This is a genomic window from Micromonospora humidisoli (genome assembly GCF_016900955.1).
Lineage (GTDB): Bacteria > Actinomycetota > Actinomycetes > Mycobacteriales > Micromonosporaceae > Micromonospora > Micromonospora wenchangensis.
The window spans coordinates 97,870-117,382 of record NZ_JAFEUO010000002.1; the positions used below are offsets into that span (position 1 = coordinate 97,870).

Sequence of the window (19,513 nt, forward strand, 5' to 3'; positions counted from 1 at the left end):
CGGTAGGTCTGTCGGTTCCGGGGATGTGCGCCTGTCGGCCGGGACGGTTAGCGTGTCACTTCACGCGACCGCCACTCGGTGCCGGTCGCGCCGTCGGGTGGGGGGCAGGATGAGGTTGCCGCGTTCGGGTGCCGGTTGGACGATCGCGGTCTTCGGGGTGCTGGCGGTGCTGCTCGGCGCGCTCGGGCTGGTGTGGCCGGAGGCGCAGCTGCGGATGCTCGGCTTCGAGGTGCCGGCGACCCGGGCACCTGGCGACTACACCGGCACGTTCCTCACCGCGTCCTCGATGGCCTCGTTCAACATGGGCGTCTACTACCTGTTGGCGGTGGCGACCGAGTGGCGGGCGTTCTACCGGTTCACGGTGGTCTTCCGGTTGGTCACCTTCACCGTCTTCACGCTGACCGTGCTGGCCGACGTGGCACCTGACCGGTTCATCGGGGTGGCGCTGTGGGAGGGGGTCGGCGCGGTGGCCACGGCGCTCGGCCTGCGCTGGGATGCCCGTCGATCCGCAGGTGGGGGCGGTAGCGCTCCCATCTCGACACCGTCCCAGGTCAGCGGCGTTTCCGGAGGCGTGACGAGCCGGTCGGCTGCTGCCGGTCCGGCCACAGCCGCCGGTACGGACCGCTGAGCGCCCCGGCGGAACGGGTATTTTCGAGCCGTGACCGAGACCCCGCCCGGCGCCCTCCGGCTGCCCAATGTGCCCGGTCTGACCGACTTGCAGGTCTTTGCCCGGGGCGGCTACGCCACCGTCTACCGGGCCACCCAGATCTCCGTCGGTCGGGAGGTCGCCGTCAAGGTGGAGAACCGCACCCTGGACAACGAACGTGACCAGGCCCGGTTCCTGCGGGAGGCGCGGGCGGCCGGGCGGATGTCCTCGCACCCGCACGTGGTGGACCTGTTCGACGTCGGGGTGACAGTCGACCAGCACCCCTACCTGATCATGGAGTTGTGCGACGGGTCGTACGCCGAACGGATGCGGACCTCGCCGCTCGACGCGTCCGAGACCCGTGACCTCGGCATCAAGATCGCCGATGCGCTGGCCCACTCGCACGCGGCCGGGGTGCTGCACCGCGACGTCAAGCCCGCCAACATCCTGCACTCGCACTTCAACTCGGCGGTGCTCGCCGACTTCGGGCTGGCCGTACTGGCCGAGGCGCGGGACGCCTCGGTCACCCTGGAGGTGCTCACCCCGGCCTACGCCCCGCCGGAGATGTTCAACCACAGCCCGCCGTCCCCGGCCGTCGACGTGTACGCCCTCTGCGCCACCCTCTACGCGGTGATGACCGGACGCCCCCCGCGCTGGCAGTCCGAGCGCAACCCGAGCCTGGTAACCGTCCTGGAACTGTTCCACCAGCCGATCCCCGACCTGCCCGGGGTGCCCACCGAACTGGTCGACGTGCTGCGCGCCGGGATGTCCAACGACCCCGACGCCCGCCCCTCCGCCCTCGAACTGCGCGACCTGCTCACCGCGCTGCCCCTCGACCCGGCTCCCGCCCCGGTCAGCGGCGCTCCGGTCTCCGGCGGGCCGTCCGGTGGCACCGGCGGCGGTGGGCCGTACACCCTCGGGTGGACCACCAGCCAACCCGGACGGACCACCGGGCGGCCCGCTCCCCGTCCCCCGTCCCAGGACGACCACCCGACCGTGCCGCACGGCACACGTCGGCGGCGGCGCTGGTTCTTCGGCGGGGCCGGGGTGCTCGCCCTGGCCGCCTCGGCAAGCGCCGGGGCGTGGGTCGCCGGTGGCGCTCCGCCGCTGGCCGGGCCGACCGCCGCCCCGTCGACGGTCGGGTCGTCCAGCCCGGCCGCCCGCTGGGGCACCCTGCCCGGCTGCGCCGCCGACGGCACCGCCGTGGTCCTGCCGCCCGGTGCCCGGTGCGCCCCGGTGCTGGAGTGCTTCGGCCCCGTCCGGCTGCGTGCCGACCGGGCCGAGGCCGAGCAGGTCTCGTGCGAGGGGCGGCACACCTGGGAGACGTACGTGGAGGGGCAGTTGCCGGCCGCGTTGACCACCGCCGGGCACGCCGCGATCAGCGCCGACCCGACCGTCCGGTCGGTGTGCAACGCGCGGACGTTCCGGCTGACCAGCGGGATCGACTACACCAACGGCTGGCGGCTCGAAGTGCTGCCGCCAGCCGAGAAGGACCTCGACCGCACCTACCGCTGCCTCGCCGGGCGGGGCGTGAACGCCCTGGTCGCCCCCACCCTCACTGGTCGCTGACCTCGCGCGTCCGGTGCAGCCGGCTCAACACCGCCGCGCTGTCCAGCGCGTCGAGGGTGTCGGCGTCGAGGAACGAGCCGGCCTCCGGCAGGCGTGGAGCGGCTGTTCCGACAGGTTGCTCCCGGTCGTCGCGTTCGCGCAGCGCGGCCAGCGCGGTGCCGGTCACCGTCGCGAAGAGGACACCGAGCAGCGCCAACCCCACGGTCAGGATGCCGGCGGGGTGCCGGAAGACCAGCGCCACCACCACCGCGCCGGTCGCCAGCGCCGCGACCACCGCCACGGTCCGCGCGTCCGGCCTCAGGAATCGCCTCACCCGACAAGCATGGCCTGAACGGGCGTGCTGTCAAACCATACGGCTCGCTGTGGTTGTCCGTTCTGCCTAGAGTGACGAAACGACGGTGTCGGCCCGGCCCGTCCAGTGGGCCGGGCGATGCGACGGAGATGGACCGGAGCCGCTACCCTCGGTGTCCCCAGGCTGTCCGTCAGCGAGGTGCGCCGATGAATCACATCTTCACCCGCCACCGGGTCCGATCGGTCACCACCACCCTGGCGGTGGCCCTGACCCTCACCCTGGCCGCCGCCGCCGGTTGCGAGAACCGCCGTGAGCCGTCGCTGCCCTCGGTCCGCGACAAGTTGCGCGAGTCGCACATCGACGGTCAGCCGAAGATCAAGATCGGGGTGGCCACCACCGAGCCGCTGATGGGCGAGCTGCGCAACGGCGTGCACTCCGGCTTCGACGTGGAGATCGCCCGCTACGTCGCCTCCTACCTCGGCTACGAGGGTGACCAGCGCATCGAGTGGGTCTCGGTGACCACCGAGGACCGTATCCCCGCCCTCCAGGGCGGCGTGGTCGACCTGGTGGTGTCCAGCTTCTCCATCACCGAGGAGCGGGAGAAGCTGGTCAGCTTCGCCGGGCCGTACTTCGTCACCACCCAGGAGGTGATGGTGCCGACCCGGCTCAGGGACAAGATCCGCACCATCGAGGACCTCCGCGAACCGGCCTACAAGGTGTGCACCAGCGGCGGCTCCACCACCGAGGCCGAGCTGGCCAAGCACGACGTCAAGGCGCTGGTGGTCAAGGAGGTCGGCGACTGCGTCAAGGGCATCCGGGAGGGCCGCTACGACGCGGTCAGCTCCGACGAGACGATCCTCGCCGGGTTCCTCTCCCTCTACCCGACCGAGTTCGAGATCGTCGACATGCCCTTCGGCACCAGTGAACTGCTCGGCGTCGGGGTGCCGATCGGCGACCCCGCCCTGCGCGACCTGGTCGCTTTCGCCCTCCAGAAGAGCTACCTGGCCGGGCGCAACGGGATCAGCAGCCCGTGGCTCACCGCCTACAACAAGACCCTCGGGCCCTGGTTGAAGGCGGACAAGGCACAGCCCCAGCCGTTGAACGTGCCGGAGCTGGTCGACTTCGACGACAAGGCGCCGACGCGGTGACCGCCCCGGCCGTACCGCAGGATCTGGGCGCCACCACCGTCCCGGTGCGCGACGGCTGGGACCCGGCGGTGGAGCGGCGGGCGCGGGCCAGCCAGTCGTTCTGGACGGCCGTGGTGGGGGTGCCCGCCATCTTCTCCGTGCTGCGTCTCGGTGTGGAGGCGGGCGGCGAGCTCCAGACCACGCTGCTGCTGGTGGCGAACGTCGGGCCGGTGAACCTGCTCGCCGGCTTCCTCACCACCGCCGCCCGGCTGCTCTCCACCGGCCTGGTCGCGGTCTTCGCGCTCGGCGCGGTGCTGCGGGTCAGCGTGGAACGGATGCCGCCCACCGTCCGTCGTCCACTCTTCGTCCGCTGGGCGGACCTCACCCCCGCCTGGTTCGTGCTCGCCAGCTTCCTCACCGCCCTGGTCACCTGGCAGCTGCTCTACCTGCCGCTGCTGCTGCCCGCGTTCGTGGCCGCCTTCCAGCTCACCCCGGCCCGCCTGCACGAGCACGTCGTGCCCCGGACGCTGGTCCTGGTGGCGCTGCTCGCCGGGTACGGCTGGCTGCTCGCCCCCACCCTGGTCGACGCGTGGCAGCAACGGGAACTGCTCGTCCTGGCGCTGCTGGTCGCCCCGCCGCTGCTCGCCCTGGCGGTGACCGGCCCGCTGCCCGGGGCGGTGATCCGACCGCTCGCCTCGGTCACCGAGGCGGCGGTGCTGGCCATGCTGGTCTGGGCGGCGCTGCCGGTGATCACCACCCCGGTGCTGCCGCTGACCGTGACCACCGTGGAGTCGAGCCCCGGCGTCACCGAGGACGTCCGGGGGCACGTGGTCACCGTGGACGACGTCAACATGGTGCTGCTCCAGGAGCGCGGCGGCGTCCGGTACGTGCCGGTGGACGACGTCCGCGGCCAGGTGCTCTGCCCCAGCGAGGAGGAACTGCCCCGGCACCGGCTGCGCATCCGCGACTACCACGTCGAGGACTCGCTGTTGGAGGGGCTGGGCCGGCGGGTGCGCCCGGTGCACCGTACCGACGCGGCCTGCCGCGCCGTGCGCTGACCGACGGATCAGTAGGACTTCTCCTGACCCAGCACGTGCTGGGCGACGAAGTTGAGGATCATCTCCCGGCTGACCGGGGCGATCCGTCCGGCCCGGACCGCGCCGAGCAGCGTCGCCACGCCGTACTCGGTGGTCATGCCGGCCCCGCCGAGGGCCTGCACGGCGGTGTCCACGGCCAACGCGGCGGCCTCCCCGGCCGCGTACTTGGCCATGTTGCCGGCCACCCCGGCCTCCAGGTCGCGGCCCGCGTCGTACAGGGTGGCCGCCTTGTGGATCATCAGTCGGGCGAGTTCCACCTGCACCGCCGCGTGCGCCAACGGGTGCGCCACGCCCTGGTGCGCGCCGATGCTCCGCCCACCCCAGACCTTGCGGGTGGCGGTGTAGTCGGTGGCCCGCTCGATGGCGTACCGGCCGGTGCCGACACCCATCGCGGCGACCGTGATCCGCTCCGGGTTCAGCCCGGCGAACAACGCCGGCAGGCCGGCGTCCAACGACCCGCCGACCAGCGCGTCGGCGGGTAGCCGGACGTCGTCCAGGTAGAGCAGGAACTGGTTCTCCGGAGAGACGATCTCCATGTCCAGTTTGGACCGGGTCAACCCGGGCGCGTCGGTCGGCACCACGAACAGCGCGGGCTTGAGCTTTCCGGTCGTCGCGTCCTCCGTACGGGCCACCACCAGCACGTACTGTGCCTCGTCCACCCCGGAGATGTAGCACTTACGGCCGGAGAGCAGCCAGTCGTCGCCGTCGCGGCGGGCCACCGTGCCGAGCCGGTGGAAGTTCGACCCGGCGTCCGGCTCGGTGATCGCGAAGACCACCTTCAGCGAGCCGTCGGCGAACCCGGGCAGGAACCGCTTGCGCTGCTCTTCGGTGCCGTGCCGGTTGATCACCGTGGCGGCGATGGCCGGCGACACCACCAGCAGCAGCAACGGGCAGCCGGCGGCGGCCAGCTCCTCGCAGACGATGGCCAGCTCGGTGAGGCCGCCACCGCCGCCGCCGTACTCGGTGGGGACGTTCACCCCCAGGTAGCCGAGCCGGCCGGCCTCCTCCCACAGCTCGGTGGTGTGCCCGCCGGATTTCGCCTTCTCGACGAAGTAGGAGTGGCCGTACCGGCGGCCCAGCGCGCGGACGGCGTCGCGGAGCTGGTCCTGCTCGGGGGTGAGGTCGAAGTTCATCGGGGTGCCTCCTCGGGGTTGACCACGGCCAGCACCGCACCCGTCTCGACCTGCCCGCCGGCGGGCACCGGCAGGTCGGCGACCACGCCGTCGGTCGGGGCGAGCACGGGATGTTCCAGTTTCATCGCCTCCAGGGTCAGCAGCAGGTCACCGGCGGCGACCCGCTGACCGGCCACCACGTGCACCCGGGTCACCGTGCCGGGCAGCGGCGCGAGCAGCGAACCGACCGCCAACGCCGCGCGGGGCAGCGGGAACCGGGGCAGCTCGGTCAGCTCCGCCGCCCCGTCCGGGCCGTCCACGAAGACCGTCGACCCCGCCCGGTGTACGCGCAACACCCGCCGTACCCCGGCCACGTCGAGCAGCACCCGCTCCGGTGCCGCCGCCACCAGCTCCACCATCGCCGGTGCGGCGGCGGTCGGGTCGGTGGACCAGTCGGCGAGCGCGCCGGACCGGTCCAGCCGGTAGCGCACCTCGATCTCGTCCCCGGTCGCCGTGGCGTACCGGACGGACTGGGGGACGGCCGGCACGTTGCGCCAGCCCGACGGGAGCCCGGCGAGGACCGGGGCGTCGGCCCGACGCGCGGCGGCCCCGGCCAGCGCGGCGGCCAGCGCGGCGACCGGCAGCCGGTCGGCCGGCAGCAGCGGCGCGAAGACCTCGGCGTGCGCGTCCAGGAACCCGGTGTCCACCTGCGCCGCGCCGAACTCCGCGCTGCGCAGCACCCGCACCAGCAGGTCCCGGTTGGTGGCCACCCCGTGCAACTCGGCGCGGGCCAACGCCCCGGCCAGCGACCGGGCCGCCTCGGCCCGGGTCGGCGCCCAGGCGACCAGCTTGGCGAGCATCGAGTCGTAGTGCACGCCCACCGTCGACCCGGTGTCCACCCCCGAGTCGAGCCGCAGGCCCCGGGTCGGGGTGAACGCGCCGGCCACCCCGGGCACCGCGAACCGGTGCAGCGTGCCGGTCGCCGGCCGGAACCCCTGCGTCGGGTCCTCCGCGCACAGCCGTACCTCGATGGCGTGGCCGTCGGGCGGCGGGGTCGCCGGCACCGGCAGCGCACCGCCCTCGGCAACCAGCAGTTGCAGCCGCACCAGGTCCAGCCCGGTGACCGCCTCGGTGACCGGGTGCTCCACCTGGAGCCGGGTGTTCATCTCCAGGAAGAAGAACTCGCCGCCCGGGGCGAGCAGGAACTCCACCGTCCCCGCCCCGACGTAGTCGACCGCCCGCCCGGCGGCGACCGCCGCCGCGTGCAGCCGCTCCCGCACCCCGTCGGGCAGCACCGCCGGGGCCTCCTCGACGATCTTCTGGTGCCGCCGCTGGATCGAGCAGTCCCGCTCGCCGAGCGCCACCACCGTACCGTGGGTGTCGCCGAAGACCTGCACCTCGACGTGCCGGCCGCGTTCGACGTACCGCTCGACGAAGACCGTGCCGTCGCCGAACGCGGCGGCGGCCTCGCGGCGCGCCGAGTCGACGGCCGCCGGCAGGTCGGCGGGGTCGCGGACGATGCGCATCCCCCGGCCGCCGCCCCCGGCGGACGCCTTGACCAGCACCGGGAAGTCGGTGACCGCGTCGGCCTCGGTCCAGGTGGGCAGCATCGGCACCCCCGCCCCGGCGAGCAGCTCCTTCGCCGCGATCTTGTCGCCCATCGCCGCGATCGCCCCGGCCGACGGACCGACCCAGGTCAGGCCCGCGTCGACCACGGCCGCCGCGAACCCGGCGTGCTCGGCGAGGAACCCGTAACCCGGGTGGACGGCGTCCGCGCCGGTGCGCCGGGCCGCGTCCAGGATCGACCCGATCCGCAGGTACGTCTCGACGGGCGTGTTCCCCGGCAACCGGACCGCCTCGTCGGCCTCGGCCACGTACGGCGCGTCGGCGTCCGCGTCGGAGTGCACGGCGACCGTCGCCACGCCCAGCGCCCGGCAGGTGGCGAAGACCCGGCGGGCGATCTCCCCCCGGTTGGCCACCAGCAGTTTCCGAATCACGAACCCCTGCCTTTCGTTGGTGGCTACATCCGGAAGACGCCGAAGCCGTCGGCGCCCTTCACCGGTGAGTTGTGGATCGCCGACAGGCAGAGCCCGAGGACGGTACGGGTGTCCCGGGGGTCGATCACCCCGTCGTCGTAGAGCCGGCCGGACAGGAACAGCGCCCCCGACTGCGACTCGATCTGCTGCTCGACCATCATCCGCATCGCCGCGTCGGAGTCCTCGTCGTAGTCCCGGCCCCGGGCGGCGGCGGCCTGCCGGGCGACGATCGACAGCACCCCGGCCAACTGCGCCGGACCCATCACCGCCGACTTCGCGTTCGGCCAGGTGAACAGGAACCTCGGCTCGTACGCCCGGCCGCACATGCCGTAGTTGCCGGCACCGTACGAGGCACCCAGATTGACCGTCAGGTGCGGCACCGTCGAGTTCGCCACCGCATTGATCATCAGGGCGCCGTGCTTGATGATGCCGCGCTGCTCGTACTCGGTGCCGACCATGTAGCCGGTGGTGTTCTGGAGAAAGACCAGCGGGGTGTCGGCGGCGTTGGCGAGCTGGATGAACTGGGCCGCCTTCTGCGCCTCCGCGCTGAACAGCACCCCCCGGGCGTTCGCCAGCACGCCGACCGGGTAGCCGTGCAGCTCGCCCCAGCCGGTGACCAGCGCGGTGCCGTACGCCGGCTTGAACTCGTCGAACTCGCTGCCGTCGAGGATCCGGGCCAGCACCGCACGCGGGTCGAACGGCACCTTCAGGTCGGCGCTGACGATGCCGAGCAGCTCCTCCGGGTCGTACCTCGGTGGGGTCGGCGTCGGGTTGCGCGGCGGCGGACCCTGCTTGCGCCAGTTGAACCGGCGGACGCAGCGCCGGGCCAGCCGGATGCCGTCCCGCTCGTCCTCGGCGAGCTGGTCGGCGAGGCCGGACGTGCCGGCGTGCATCGCCGCGCCACCCAGCGACTCGTCGTCGGTGACCTCGCCGGTGGCCATCTTCACCAGCGGCGGCCCGGCCAGGTAGACCTGCGACCGGTCCCGGATCATGATCACGTGGTCGGACATCCCCGGCACGTACGCGCCACCGGCGGTGGCGTTGCCGAAGACCACGCTGACCGTGGGGATGCCGGCGGCGGAGAGCCGGGTCAGGTCACGAAACACCCGGCCGCCCGGAATGAAGATCTCCGCCTGGGTGGGCAGGTCCGCCCCGGCGCTCTCCACCAGGTTCACCATCGGCAGCCGGTTCGCCAGGGCGATCTCACCGGCCCGCCGGGTCTTCGCCAGCGACCACGGGTTCACCGCGCCGCCGCGTACCGTCGGGTCGTTGGCGACGATCAGGCACTCGACGCCCTCGACCACGCCGATGCCGGTGACCACGCTCGCCCCGACGGGGAAGTCGGTGCCGTACCCGGCGACCGGCGACAACTCCAGGAACGGGCTGTCCCGGTCCAGCAGCAACTCGATCCGCTCCCGGGGCAGCAGCTTGCCGCGCCCGTGGTGCCGGGCCACGTACTTCTCGCCGCCGCCGGCCCGCGCCCGGTCGAGGGCGGCGTCCAACTCGGCGAGCCGCTCCCGCAGCGCCTCCCGGTTGGCCACGAAGGCCGGCGCGGCCGGATCGACCGCACTCTCCAGCGTCGTCATAGATCTCCCCCGTTCGTTCGCGACTGCGGGGCTCGCAAACCCGGCTCACTCCTCGCGCTCACAGGTCCGTCTTTCGTTCGCGACTGCGGGGCTCGCAGACCCGGCTCACTCCTCGCGCTCACAGGCCCAGGCCCTTCGCGATGATCTCGTTCATGATCTCGGTGGTGCCGCCGCCGATGCCGAGGATGCGGGCGTCCCGGTAGTGCCGCTCCACCTCGGCGTCGCGCAGGTAGCCGAAGCCGCCGTGCAGTTGCAGCGCGGCGTCGACCACCTGGTCGCAGGCGGCCACCGCGACGTTCTTCGCCATCGCCACCTCGGTCACCACCGGCTCGCCGGCCGCCACCCGGGCGGCCACCTGGTGCACGTACGCGCGGGCCGCCTCGGCGCGGGTGTGCATCTCGGCCAGCCGGTGCCGGACCAGTTGCCGGCCGGCCAGCGGACGACCGAACGTGGACCGGTCCCGACACCAGCGGGTCGAAAGCTCCACGCAGCGCTGCGCGGTCGCGTACGCCTGGGTGGCCAGGGAGAGCCGCTCGGCGGCGAAGCCCTGCATGATCGCCAGGAAGCCGGTGTCCTCCTCGCCGATCCGGTTGCCCACCGGCACCCGGACGTCCACGAAGGACAACTCGGCGGTGTCCGAGCAGTGCCAGCCGAGCTTGTCCAGCTTCCGGCCGACGGTGAACCCGGGGGTGCCCTTGTCGATCACCAGCAGGTGCAGCGACCCGCTGCCGGGAAAGTCACCGCAGACCGCAGTGGTGACGAAGTCGGCGCGTACCCCGCTGGTGACGTACGTCTTCGTCCCGTTCACCAGGTAGTGGTCGCCGTCGCGGCGGGCGGTGGTGCGGATCGCGGCGACGTCGGAGCCGGCGTCCGGTTCGGTGATCGCCAGCGCGCCGATCAGCTCACCCGCCAGCGTCGGCCGGACGTACCGGTTGACCAGGGGATCGTCGGCGGCGGACGGGCGGGCGGCGAGCCGGCCACCGAGCGTGCCGCCGGTCCGCCCACCGGCCGCCGCGACGATGTGCGGCAGCGCGATGCCATGCGTGAACAGGGCCGCGACCAGCCCGGACGAGCCGCCGGAGCGGATGATCTCCTCGGTGACCACGATCGAGTCGAGCAGGTCGCCGCCGCTGCCGCCGACCGACTCGGGGAAGCCGACGCCGAGCAGGCCGAGCTTCGCGGCGGTGGCGTGCAGCGCGCGCGGGACCTCACCGGACCGTTCCCAGTCGACCAGGTGGGGCAGCACCTCCCGGGTCACGAAGGCCCGGGTCAACTCCCGCAACTGCCGCCGCTCCGGGGTGTCCACGATGGTCACCGGTCGGCCTCCCCGGCTGCCGGCGGTCCGGCGGCGAGGGCGGCGGGCAGGTCGACGATGCGGGAGCGGAGCAGTTCGCCGAGCGCCTTGGCCTGCGGGTCGAACCGGGTGGAGGCGGCCACCCCCGGCCCGAGCAGTCCCCGGATCACGAAGTTGACCGCCCGCAGGTGCGGCAGCTCGTACCGTTCGACGGTCAACGCGGCCGTGTCCGGCAGCAGCCCGGTCAGCCGGTCGACGGTCAACCATCCGCGCAGCCACTCCCAGGTGGCGTCGGTACGCGCCCAGACGCCGAGGTTGGCGTCGCCACCCTTGTCACCCGACCGGGCCCCGACCAGCTCACCCAGCGGCCCCCGCCGGGTCGGCCCGGCCACCGGGATCGGGCCCGCCGCGACGGGCGTCGGTCCGGCCAGCACCGGTGCCACCGTCTCGGGCGGGGGGATCGACAGCCGGGTGCCGTCCGGCAGGACTGCCACGTGCGGCACGTCGGCCTGCGGCACCGCGTCGGCGGTGAACACCCCGTACGGGGTGGCGTCGCCTGGCAGGGTGGTCAGCGTGCACCCCGGATAGGAGGCGAGGGCCAGTTCCACCGCCGCCGCCGAGAACGCCCGCCCGGCCCGCGCCCGGTCACCGTCGCGCAGGTGTACGTGCAGCAGCGCGCTCGCCGTCTCGGTGTCGACCGCGTCGACGTGGTCGGTACGGGCCAGGGTGAACTCCAGCCCGTCCGCGCCGACCGCCGCCTCGACCTGCCCCCGGACCAGGGCGGCCTTGGCCGGGATGTCCAACCCGCAGAGCACGAACGTCATCGTGTTGCGGAAACCGCCCAGGTTGTTGACCCCCACCTTGAGGGTGGCCGGCGGTGGGGTGCCCCGGACCCCGTGCACCCGGACCCGGTCCGGCCCGTCGGGGTGCAGCCGTACCGTGTCCAGCCGGGTCACCACGTCCGGGCCGAGGTAGTCGGGGCCGCCCACCTCGTACAACAGTTGGGCGGTGACCGTCTCGACGGTGACCGCGCCGCCGGTGCCGGGGTGCTTGGTGAGCACCGACGAGCCGTCCGGGTGGATCTCGGCGATCGGGAAGCCGGGCTGGTGCCCGCCGTCGGGCAGCTCGGTGAAGAAGCTGAAGTTGCCCCCGGTGACCTGCGCCCCGCACTCGATCAGGTGCCCGGCGACGGTCGCCCCGGCCAGCGCGTCCAGGTCGTCCCGCCGCCAGCCGAACCGGGCGATGGCCGGCCCGACGGCCAGCGAGGCGTCGGTGACCCGCCCGGTGACCACCACGTCCGCCCCGGCGTCGAGGCAGGCGGCGATGCCGAACGCGCCGAGGTAGGCGTTGGCGGTGAGCGCGTCCGGCCGGGCCAGGGTGTCGCCCTCGACGTGGGCGACCCGGACGGTGAGGCCGAGCCGGTCGGCGAGCGCGCCGATCGCAGCGGCCAGCCCGGCCGGGTTCAACCCGCCCGCGTTGGTGACGATCCGTACCCCCCGGTCGAGGGCGGCGCCGAGACACCCTTCGAGCTGGCGCAGGAAGGTCTTCGCATAGCCGAGGCCGGGATCGCGCAGTCGGTCCCGGCCGAGGATCAGCATGGTCAGCTCGGCCAGGTAGTCGCCGGTCAGCACGTCCAGCTCACCGCCGTCGAGCATCTCCCGCCAGGCGGTGGACCGGTCGCCGTAGAAGCCGGACGCGTTGCCGACCCGCAGCACCCCGGTCACCGGACGGCCGTCCCGGCTGCGCCCGCGCGGGGCGTGCGGCCGTCCCCCGGCGGGCCGGTGGGGGCCGACGTCATGTCGGGCCACGCGGCGGCGGTCGGGGGCGGCCCGGCGACGGGCGCGTCGGGTTGCCCTGACTCGTCAGTCAGGTCGGCGGGCGGTGCGGTCGGGTCGACCATGGTGCCTCCGGTCGGGTGGGCCGGTGCGTACGGGTCAGGTGCGGTCGTCGGGGTCGGGGTCCGGTGGTGGCGCGGGCGTCGGGTCGTGGGGTCCGGTGTCGGCGGCGGTTGCGCGGCGGTCGTCGGGTCAGGCCGGCCCGTCGTCGCCCGGTGCTGCGGGGGCGAGCAGGGTGGCGAGCTGGTGCTTCCAGGTGCGCAGCAGGGCGGTGCGCCGGACCGAGTCGTCGTTGAGCAGGTTGGCCACGCCGAGCCCACGGAGCAGGTCGAGGGTGGCCTGCACGGCCTCGCGGACGCCGGGGCGGCGCTCGTCCACGTCGAGCAGCGCCACGGTGAGCCGGTGCATCTCCCGGCCCACCCGTGCCTCCAGCGGCACCAGCGCATCGCGCAGCTCCGGGTCGGTACGGGCGGCCACCCACAGCTCCAGTGCGGCCACGAAGAGCGGCCCGGTGAAGGCGACCCCGAGCAGGTCGACCACCCGGTCGAGGCGTTGCGGCCCGACCGGCAGTGCCTCGGCCTCGGCGCGTAGCTCCTCGGCACGCCGCTCGGCGAGGTGGGCGACGGCGGCGGTGACCAGGGCCGCCTTGGTGGGGTAGTGGTGCAGTTGAGCGCCCCGGGAGACGCCGGCGTGGGCGGCGACCACGGTGGTGGTGGTGCCCGACCAGCCGTACCGAACCAGGCAGTCGACGGTCGCCTCCAGCAGCCGGGCCCGGGTGGCGCGGCTGCGTTCCTGCTGGGGGACGCGGGTCGACGGGGTGGACACGGGAACAGCGTGCCGCCGCCGAAACAAACAGTCAAGCCTGACTTTTTTCGGCTCCGGATGACCCCGGCCGGGCCCGCTGGTCCGGCCCGGTGCCGGGTGGCCGGTCAGCGGCCGTCGCGTGGGGCGAAGGCGGTGAGCGCGTCGAGGTCGCTGTGCCGGGAACGCAGGTACTCGTCCGCCCAGGCGGCGGCGTCCGGATAGGTCGATTCGGCGGCGACCCGGGCGCAGGCCGCGTCGACGTCGAACGGCGTACGCCGCAGCTGCACCCCCGGGCCGAGCAGCGCCCAGTACGCCCCCGGCCCGCCGTACGGCATGCCCACGCTGCCCGGATTGACCACCAGGCGGCGGTCGACCAGCCGGGTGAACGGCATGTGGGTGTGCCCGCAGACCACGGTGCGCACCGACGCGGGCAGCCCGGCGAACACCTCGGCCCAGCGGGCGGGTCGGGAGTCGACCAGTACCACCTCCTCGTCGTCGCGGGGCGTGGCGTGGCAGAAGAGCACCGGGCCGAGACCGGCGACCGGAAGGGTGAGCGTCAGCGGCAGCGCGCCCAGCAGGGCCACCTGATCGGCCCGGAGCTGGTCGGCCGCCCAGTTCGAGACGTCGTGCTCCGACGGCCGGCCGGCGCGGGCCTGCACCAGCTCCCGGTCGGCGTTGCCGCGCACCCAGCGGACCCGGTCACCCAGCCCGGTCAGCAGGTCCAACACCTCGACCGGCTGCGGGCCGGCCGCCACGTCACCGGTGACCACGACCAGGTCGGCGGCGGCCACCTCCGGCTCGGCCAGGACCGCCTCCAGCGCGGGCAACGCGCCGTGGACGTCGGAGAGCACCGCTACCCGTTCCAGCACCGGTCCAGGGTTGCGCCCGGCGGAGCGGGTTGTCGAGCGATTCTGCGCCGGGCAGAGCGGGCCGTCGCCGACCGGGGCGGGCGGAACCGGGCCGGCATGCCGACGAGCCAGGGCCGCCGGTGGGGGCGGCCCTGGCTCGGGGTGCGTACGCGGTGCCGGTCAGACCCGGGCGCGGCGGGCGAGACGCTCCGGGTCGAGGATGATGATGCTCTTGCCGTCCAGCCGCAGCCAGCCCCGCGAGGCGAAGTCGGCGAGCGCCTTGTTGACCGTCTCCCGGGAGGCGCCGACGAGCTGGGCGATCTCCTCCTGGGTCAGGTCGTGGGTCACCCGCAGCACGCCGCCGTCGCGGGTGCCGAACCGGCCGGCCATCTGGAGCAGGTTCTTGGCGACCCGGCCCGGCACGTCGGTGAAGATCAGGTCGGCCAGCGAGTCGTTCGTCCGGCGCAGCCTGCGGGCGAGCACCCGCAACAGCTGCTCGGCGATCTCGGGCCGGTTGTTCAGCCAGGGCCGCAGCGCCTGCTTGCGCAGCCGGACCAGGCGGGTGTCGGTGACCGCGGTGGCGGTGGCCGTACGCGGGCCGGGGTCGAAGAGCGACAGCTCACCGACCATGTCCGACGGGCCCATCACCGCGATCAGGTTCTGCCGGCCGTCGGCTGCCCGCCGCCCGACCTTGATCTTGCCTGACAGGAGGATGTAGAGACTGTCGCCAGGCTCGCCCTCGTTGAACACGATCTCGCCCTTACGGACGTCGATCGTCTCCATCTCCTTGGCGAGCGCCTCGGCAGCCTCCGGGTCGACACCCTGGAAGATCCCGCTGCGGGCCAGTACCTCGTCCATCGCGCACCTCCGGTTGCGCGTTGCCGTCCCTCGGCCGGGTCCGCCGTCCGCTGATCCCTCGCGCGCCGCCAAGTCTAGGCGCACGTGAGGACGAATCAGAGCTGCACCCCTGGAATCTTGATCGTTGGGCGTAACCTCACCGACCCGATCGGGCACTATGATCGTCCGCCCGAACCACCTGGTCACCGGCGTTCACCACCCCCGGTCGTAGGGTGTCCGGGTGCTGAGCGACCCGGTGCTGACCCACCGCCCCGAGGACGGGTGGGACATTCCGGTGCTCGTCTGGCGGGCCCGCGTCCCGCTACGGGCGGTCAGCTCCGGCCCGCTCGGTGGCGGCGTCGGCCCGCGCAACTGGGTGCTCAACGCGACCGTGCCGATGTCGTACCACCGGGACGACCCGGCGGCCCACCTGGCCGCGCTCGCCGCCCGGTTCGACCTCGACGGACCCGGGGTCGGCCTGCTCACCGGCGTCGACGTCGCCGAGGTGGTGACCCGGACCGACACCGGGGTCCGGGCCTGGGTCACCGTCGGCCTCGGCACCCCCCTGTGGGCCGCCGCCGACCCCGCCCCCGCCCCGGCGCAGCGGGTGGGCACGGTCAACATCGTGGTGTACGTGCCGGCGGCGCTCGGCGACGCGGCGCTGGTGAACGCGGTCGCCACCGCCACCGAGGCCAAGTGCCAGGCGATCGGGGAGTTGGGCCTGCCGGGCACCGGCACGCCCACCGACGCGGTCACCGTGCTCTGCCCGGCGGGCGACCCGGCCGAGCCCTACGGCGGCCCCCGGTCGACCTGGGGCGGGCCGCTCGCCCGCGCCGTCCACGCGGCCGTGCGGGACGGCGGCACGGCGCCCTGCGTGCCGTGGTCGCAGCGGCGGACGGGCTGAACTTCCGTCCGATCGGCCCGTCGTCGGTCGATTCGCCACCCGGTAGCGTCGCGGGCGATGTACTCTGCCGCCTTCCTCCAGCCCCGTCCCCGTCGCCGCGCCGCGCTCGCCTGTGGCGCGCTGTTCGCCGTGCTCCTCGCCGGCTGCGGCCAGTCGTCCGACACCCCGGCCCCGGTCTGGCGACCGGGCGGCGGCGGTGGCGCCACCGGTTCCCCGGTGCCGACCACCGGGGCGGCCGACAAGGACGGGTCGGTCACCCTGTCGGCCACCGGGGACATCGTGATGGGGATGGCCCCGTCCCGGCTGCCCGCCAACGGCGGCAAGGGCTTCTTCGACGAGGTCAAGGGCGCGCTCAAGGCCGACCTGGTGATGGGCAACCTGGAGGAGCCGCTCACCACCGACACCGGCACCGGCAAGTGCGGCGCGAACGCCAGCAACTGCTACCAGTTCCGGGTCCCGCCGGAGTACGCCGGGCACCTCAAGGACGCCGGGTTCCAACTGCTCAACCAGGCCAACAACCACGGCTACGACTTCGGCCCGCAGGGCTATGAGAACACCCAGCAGGCGTTGGAGCAGCACGGCCTCAAGCACACCGGCGCACCCGACCAGATCACCGTGGTCGAGGTCGGCGGGGTGAAGGTCGCGGTGGCCGGCTTCTCGTCGTACCCGTGGTCGAACAGCCTGGTCGACATCGACGCCGCCACGGAGGTGGTCGAGAAGGCCGCCACCATGGCCGACCTGGTCGTGGTGCAGGTGCACATGGGGGCCGAGGGGTCGGACAAGACCCGGGTCCGGCCCGGCACCGAGATGTTCCTCGGCGAGAACCGGGGGGACCCGGTGAAGTTCTCCCACGCCATGATCGACGCCGGGGCCGACCTGATCGTCGGTCACGGCCCGCACGTGCTGCGCGGGATGGAGTTCTACCAGGGCCGGCTGATCGCGTACAGCCTGGGCAACTTCGCCGGCGGCGCCCGGTCGCTCAACCCGACCGGCCGGCTCGGCTGGGGCGGGGTGCTGAAGGTCTCCCTCAAGCCCGACGGCAGCTTCGCCGGTGGCTCGTTCACCTCCACCCGGATGAGTTCGGTGGGCAAGCCAGGGCTGGACCCCGCCGGGCAGGGCCTCGGCCTGGTCAAGCAGCTCAGCACCAACGACTTCCCGCGTACCGCCGCCCGGTTCGACGGCAAGGGGAAGATCAGCCCGCCCGACGCCGGCTGACCGGGGGCGTGCTCCGGCGGCCCGTCGGGGCGGCGACGTAGGCTGGCCGGCGTGACCATCAGCTCTCCCGGCCGGGTCGAGACGGATCTCGGCCGTACCCGGCGCGCCCGGCGGATCGGCCGGGCGCTGACCGAGGCGCACCCGGACGCCCACTGCGAACTGGACCACACCACCGCGCTGGAGCTGGCCGTCGCCACGATCCTCTCCGCGCAGTGCACCGACAAGAAGGTCAACGAGGTCACCCCGAAGCTGTTCGCCCGTTACCCGACGGCGGCCGACTACGCCGGGGCCGACCGGGGCGAGCTGGAGGAGCTGATCCGGCCGACCGGGTTCTACCGCAACAAGACCGACTCGCTGATCAAGCTGGGGCAGGTCCTGACCGAGCGGTACGACGGCCGGGTCCCCGGCCGGCTGGCCGACCTGGTGACGTTGCCCGGGATCGGCCGCAAGACGGCGAACGTGATCCTCGGCAACGCCTTCGACGTACCGGGGATCACCGTCGACACCCACTTCCAGCGGCTGGTGCAGCGCTGGGGGCTGACCATCCAGACCGACCCCGTCAAGATCGAACACGAGATCGGGGCGATGTTCCCCAAGCGGGAGTGGACCATGCTCTCCCACCGGATCATCTTCCACGGCCGACGGGTCTGCCACGCCCGCAAACCCGCCTGCGGGGCGTGCACCCTGACCCGGCTCTGCCCGTCGTACGGGCTCGGGCCGACCGAGCCGGCCGCCGCCGCCAAGCTGCTCAAGGGGCCCCGCGCCCGGGAGCTCGCGGTCGCCGCCGGGGTCGACCCGGAGCTGGTGCCCGCGCAGGCCGCCGTTGCGGAGGCGCCGTGAAACCCCGGCTCGCCGCGCTGCTCGTCCCGGTGCTGCTGGTGCTCGCCGGCTGCACCGCCACCACCGGCCAGGAGGGCTCCGCCGCCGGCCCCACCCGCGCCGCGCGCCCCTCGCCGTTCGCCGACTGTGCCACCCTGACCGCCCCGACCGGCACCACCGCCGCCCCGTCCGGGTCCGCCGCCCGGTCCGGCCCGGCCGCCCCCACCGGGTCCGCCGGTGCCGGCGACGGCAGCGGTACGGCCGGCAGCCCGGCTGCGGCCGACGGCGGCGGCAGCCCCCTGCCCGAACTGGTGCTCTCCTGTTTCACCGGTGGTGCCCCGGTGGCGCTGCGTGACATCCACGGCCCGGCCGTGATCAACGTGTGGGCCTCCTGGTGCCCGCCCTGCCGCAAGGAACTGCCGGCCTTCCAACGGCTCAGCGTCCGCGCCGCCGGCCAGCTCCAGGTGATCGGGGTGAACAGCCGGGACAGCCGGGACGGCGCACAGGCCGTCGGCGAGGACTTCGGCATCCGTTTCCCGGTCCTGTTCGACCAGGGGGAGGCCCTGCAACGGGAGCTGCGCCGCACGGCGGTGCCGCTGACCCTGCTGGTGGACGCGAAGGGGCGGATCGCCCACACCGACACCTCCGGCGCGCTCGACGACGTCCGCCTCGCCGACCTGGTCCACCGGCACCTCGGCCTGGCGGTGCCCGCGTGAGACCGACCGCCGGTGCCGGGCCGGTCCGATGAACCGCCGTCCACCGTCCTGGTTCGATCCGCTGCTCGGCCGGCTCGGCACCGCCCGGGCCGAGGACTTCACCCGGCTGACCACCCCCGAGCAGGGCGGCCGGGAGAGCGCGGTGCTGGTGCTGCTCGGCGAGGAGCCCGGCGTCGGCCCCGACGTGCTGGTCCTCCAGCGGGCCGCCACCCTGCGCAACCACGCCGGCCAGCCGGCCTTCCCCGGTGGCGCGGCCGACCCGGGGGACGCCGACGCACGGGCCACCGCATTGCGTGAGGCCAACGAGGAGGTCGACCTCGACCCGGCCAGTGTGACCGTCCTCGCCGAACTGCCGAGGCTCTGGATTCCGGTCAGCGAGTTCGTGGTCACCCCGGTCCTGGCCTGGTGGCACAGCCCGCACCCGGTGCACCCCCGGGAACCGGCCGAGGTGGCGCACGTCGCCCGGCTGCCCGTCGCCGAACTGGTCGACCCGGCCAACCGGATGCGGGTCCGCCACCCCAGCGGCTGGACCGGCCCGGCGTTCTCCGTCCGGGGGATGCTGGTCTGGGGCTTCACCGCCGGGGTGCTCGCCGCGCTGCTGGAGATGGCCGGGTGGGCCCGCCCGTGGCCCCGGTCGCGGGTGGTCGAACTACCGCCGTCCGGTGCCACCCCGGCCCCCTCCGCCGGCACCGACAGGGCCGACGAACTGGCCGGTCCGCTGACCTGATCATTACGTTCCGCAGCCGCAGCGCCGTACGGGTGTCCGGTGCACGTAC

Annotated in this window: 18 protein-coding genes; 9 read left to right on the forward strand and 9 right to left on the reverse strand. The window is 73.8% G+C overall.

The genetic code is table 11. The features are described from left to right. Positions 1–109: 109 nt before the first annotated feature. Both JQN84_RS05825 and JQN84_RS05830 read left to right on the forward strand, forming a co-directional pair. Positions 110–628 (forward strand): hypothetical protein, encoded by a 519-nt coding sequence (locus tag JQN84_RS05825; RefSeq protein WP_204957421.1) that lies wholly within the window; start codon positions 110–112, stop codon positions 626–628. Positions 629–658: 30 nt separating this feature from the next. Continuing rightward, positions 659–2,215, forward strand: a complete 1,557-nt coding sequence (locus JQN84_RS05830) for a serine/threonine-protein kinase (RefSeq protein WP_204957422.1) — start codon at positions 659–661, stop codon at positions 2,213–2,215. Here the strand turns inward: JQN84_RS05830 and JQN84_RS05835 are convergent. After that, entirely contained in the window at positions 2,202–2,528 is a 327-nt protein-coding gene (locus JQN84_RS05835) for a hypothetical protein (protein WP_204957423.1), read from the reverse strand. The genes JQN84_RS05830 and JQN84_RS05835 overlap by 14 nt on opposite strands. Positions 2,529–2,713: 185 nt before the next feature. On the opposite strand from JQN84_RS05835, the gene JQN84_RS05840 reads away from it, so the two are divergent. Continuing rightward, positions 2,714–3,655, forward strand: coding sequence for a transporter substrate-binding domain-containing protein (locus JQN84_RS05840; RefSeq protein WP_204957424.1), 942 nt, complete (start codon positions 2,714–2,716; stop codon positions 3,653–3,655). Next, entirely contained in the window at positions 3,652–4,692 is a 1,041-nt protein-coding gene (locus tag JQN84_RS05845) for a hypothetical protein (protein WP_204957425.1), read from the forward strand. Before JQN84_RS05840 ends, JQN84_RS05845 begins: the two co-directional genes overlap by 4 nt. Before the next feature lie 8 nt (positions 4,693–4,700). On the opposite strand, the gene JQN84_RS05850 is transcribed toward JQN84_RS05845, so the two are convergent. From JQN84_RS05850 to JQN84_RS05885, 8 genes are all read right to left on the reverse strand, one after another. Next, positions 4,701–5,864, reverse strand: coding sequence for an acyl-CoA dehydrogenase family protein (locus JQN84_RS05850; protein ID WP_204957426.1), 1,164 nt, complete (start codon positions 5,862–5,864; stop codon positions 4,701–4,703). Further along, positions 5,861–7,840 carry an ATP-binding protein gene (locus JQN84_RS05855; protein WP_204957427.1) on the reverse strand — a complete coding sequence of 660 codons (1,980 nt, stop codon included), beginning with the start codon at positions 7,838–7,840 and terminating at the stop codon, positions 5,861–5,863. The genes JQN84_RS05850 and JQN84_RS05855 overlap by 4 nt, the downstream gene beginning before the upstream one ends. Positions 7,841–7,863: 23 nt before the next feature. Beyond that, on the reverse strand, positions 7,864–9,465 hold the full coding sequence (locus tag JQN84_RS05860; protein ID WP_204957428.1) for an acyl-CoA carboxylase subunit beta: 1,602 nt from the start codon (positions 9,463–9,465) through the stop codon (positions 7,864–7,866). Between the two features lie 118 nt (positions 9,466–9,583). Beyond that, positions 9,584–10,780: an acyl-CoA dehydrogenase family protein gene (locus tag JQN84_RS05865; RefSeq protein ID WP_204957429.1), complete on the reverse strand. Its 1,197-nt coding sequence runs from the start codon at positions 10,778–10,780 to the stop codon at positions 9,584–9,586. Further along, positions 10,777–12,414, reverse strand: coding sequence for an acyclic terpene utilization AtuA family protein (locus JQN84_RS05870; RefSeq protein WP_239485015.1), 1,638 nt, complete (start codon positions 12,412–12,414; stop codon positions 10,777–10,779). The genes JQN84_RS05865 and JQN84_RS05870 overlap by 4 nt, the downstream gene beginning before the upstream one ends. Before the next feature lie 372 nt (positions 12,415–12,786). After that, complete coding sequence (locus JQN84_RS05875; protein WP_204957430.1) at positions 12,787–13,419, reverse strand: TetR/AcrR family transcriptional regulator; 633 nt, start codon at positions 13,417–13,419, stop codon at positions 12,787–12,789. A 104-nt stretch (positions 13,420–13,523) separates the two neighbouring features. Beyond that, complete coding sequence (locus tag JQN84_RS05880; protein ID WP_204957431.1) at positions 13,524–14,267, reverse strand: metallophosphoesterase family protein; 744 nt, start codon at positions 14,265–14,267, stop codon at positions 13,524–13,526. A 159-nt stretch (positions 14,268–14,426) separates the two neighbouring features. Continuing rightward, entirely contained in the window at positions 14,427–15,104 is a 678-nt protein-coding gene (locus JQN84_RS05885; RefSeq protein ID WP_067306583.1) for a Crp/Fnr family transcriptional regulator, read from the reverse strand. Positions 15,105–15,324: 220 nt separating this feature from the next. Here JQN84_RS05885 and JQN84_RS05890 point away from each other — a divergent pair, with 220 nt between their 5' ends. Genes JQN84_RS05890 through JQN84_RS05910 form a run of 5 tightly spaced genes read left to right on the forward strand, consistent with a single transcriptional unit; the run spans position 15,325 to position 19,464 of the window. Beyond that, entirely contained in the window at positions 15,325–15,987 is a 663-nt protein-coding gene (locus JQN84_RS05890) for an adenosylcobinamide amidohydrolase (protein ID WP_204957432.1), read from the forward strand. Between the two features lie 57 nt (positions 15,988–16,044). Next, positions 16,045–17,202 carry a CapA family protein gene (locus JQN84_RS05895; protein WP_204957433.1) on the forward strand — a complete coding sequence of 386 codons (1,158 nt, stop codon included), beginning with the start codon at positions 16,045–16,047 and terminating at the stop codon, positions 17,200–17,202. A 51-nt stretch (positions 17,203–17,253) separates the two neighbouring features. After that, positions 17,254–18,042 carry an endonuclease III gene (nth, locus tag JQN84_RS05900; protein WP_204957434.1) on the forward strand — a complete coding sequence of 263 codons (789 nt, stop codon included), beginning with the start codon at positions 17,254–17,256 and terminating at the stop codon, positions 18,040–18,042. Next, the gene (locus JQN84_RS05905) at positions 18,039–18,737 is read left to right on the forward strand and encodes a TlpA family protein disulfide reductase (RefSeq protein ID WP_204957435.1); all 699 of its coding nucleotides are present in this window, start codon (positions 18,039–18,041) and stop codon (positions 18,735–18,737) included. Before nth ends, JQN84_RS05905 begins: the two co-directional genes overlap by 4 nt. 28 nt (positions 18,738–18,765) lie before the next feature. After that, the gene (locus JQN84_RS05910; RefSeq protein ID WP_204957436.1) at positions 18,766–19,464 is read left to right on the forward strand and encodes an NUDIX hydrolase; all 699 of its coding nucleotides are present in this window, start codon (positions 18,766–18,768) and stop codon (positions 19,462–19,464) included. Positions 19,465–19,513: the final 49 nt, after the last annotated feature.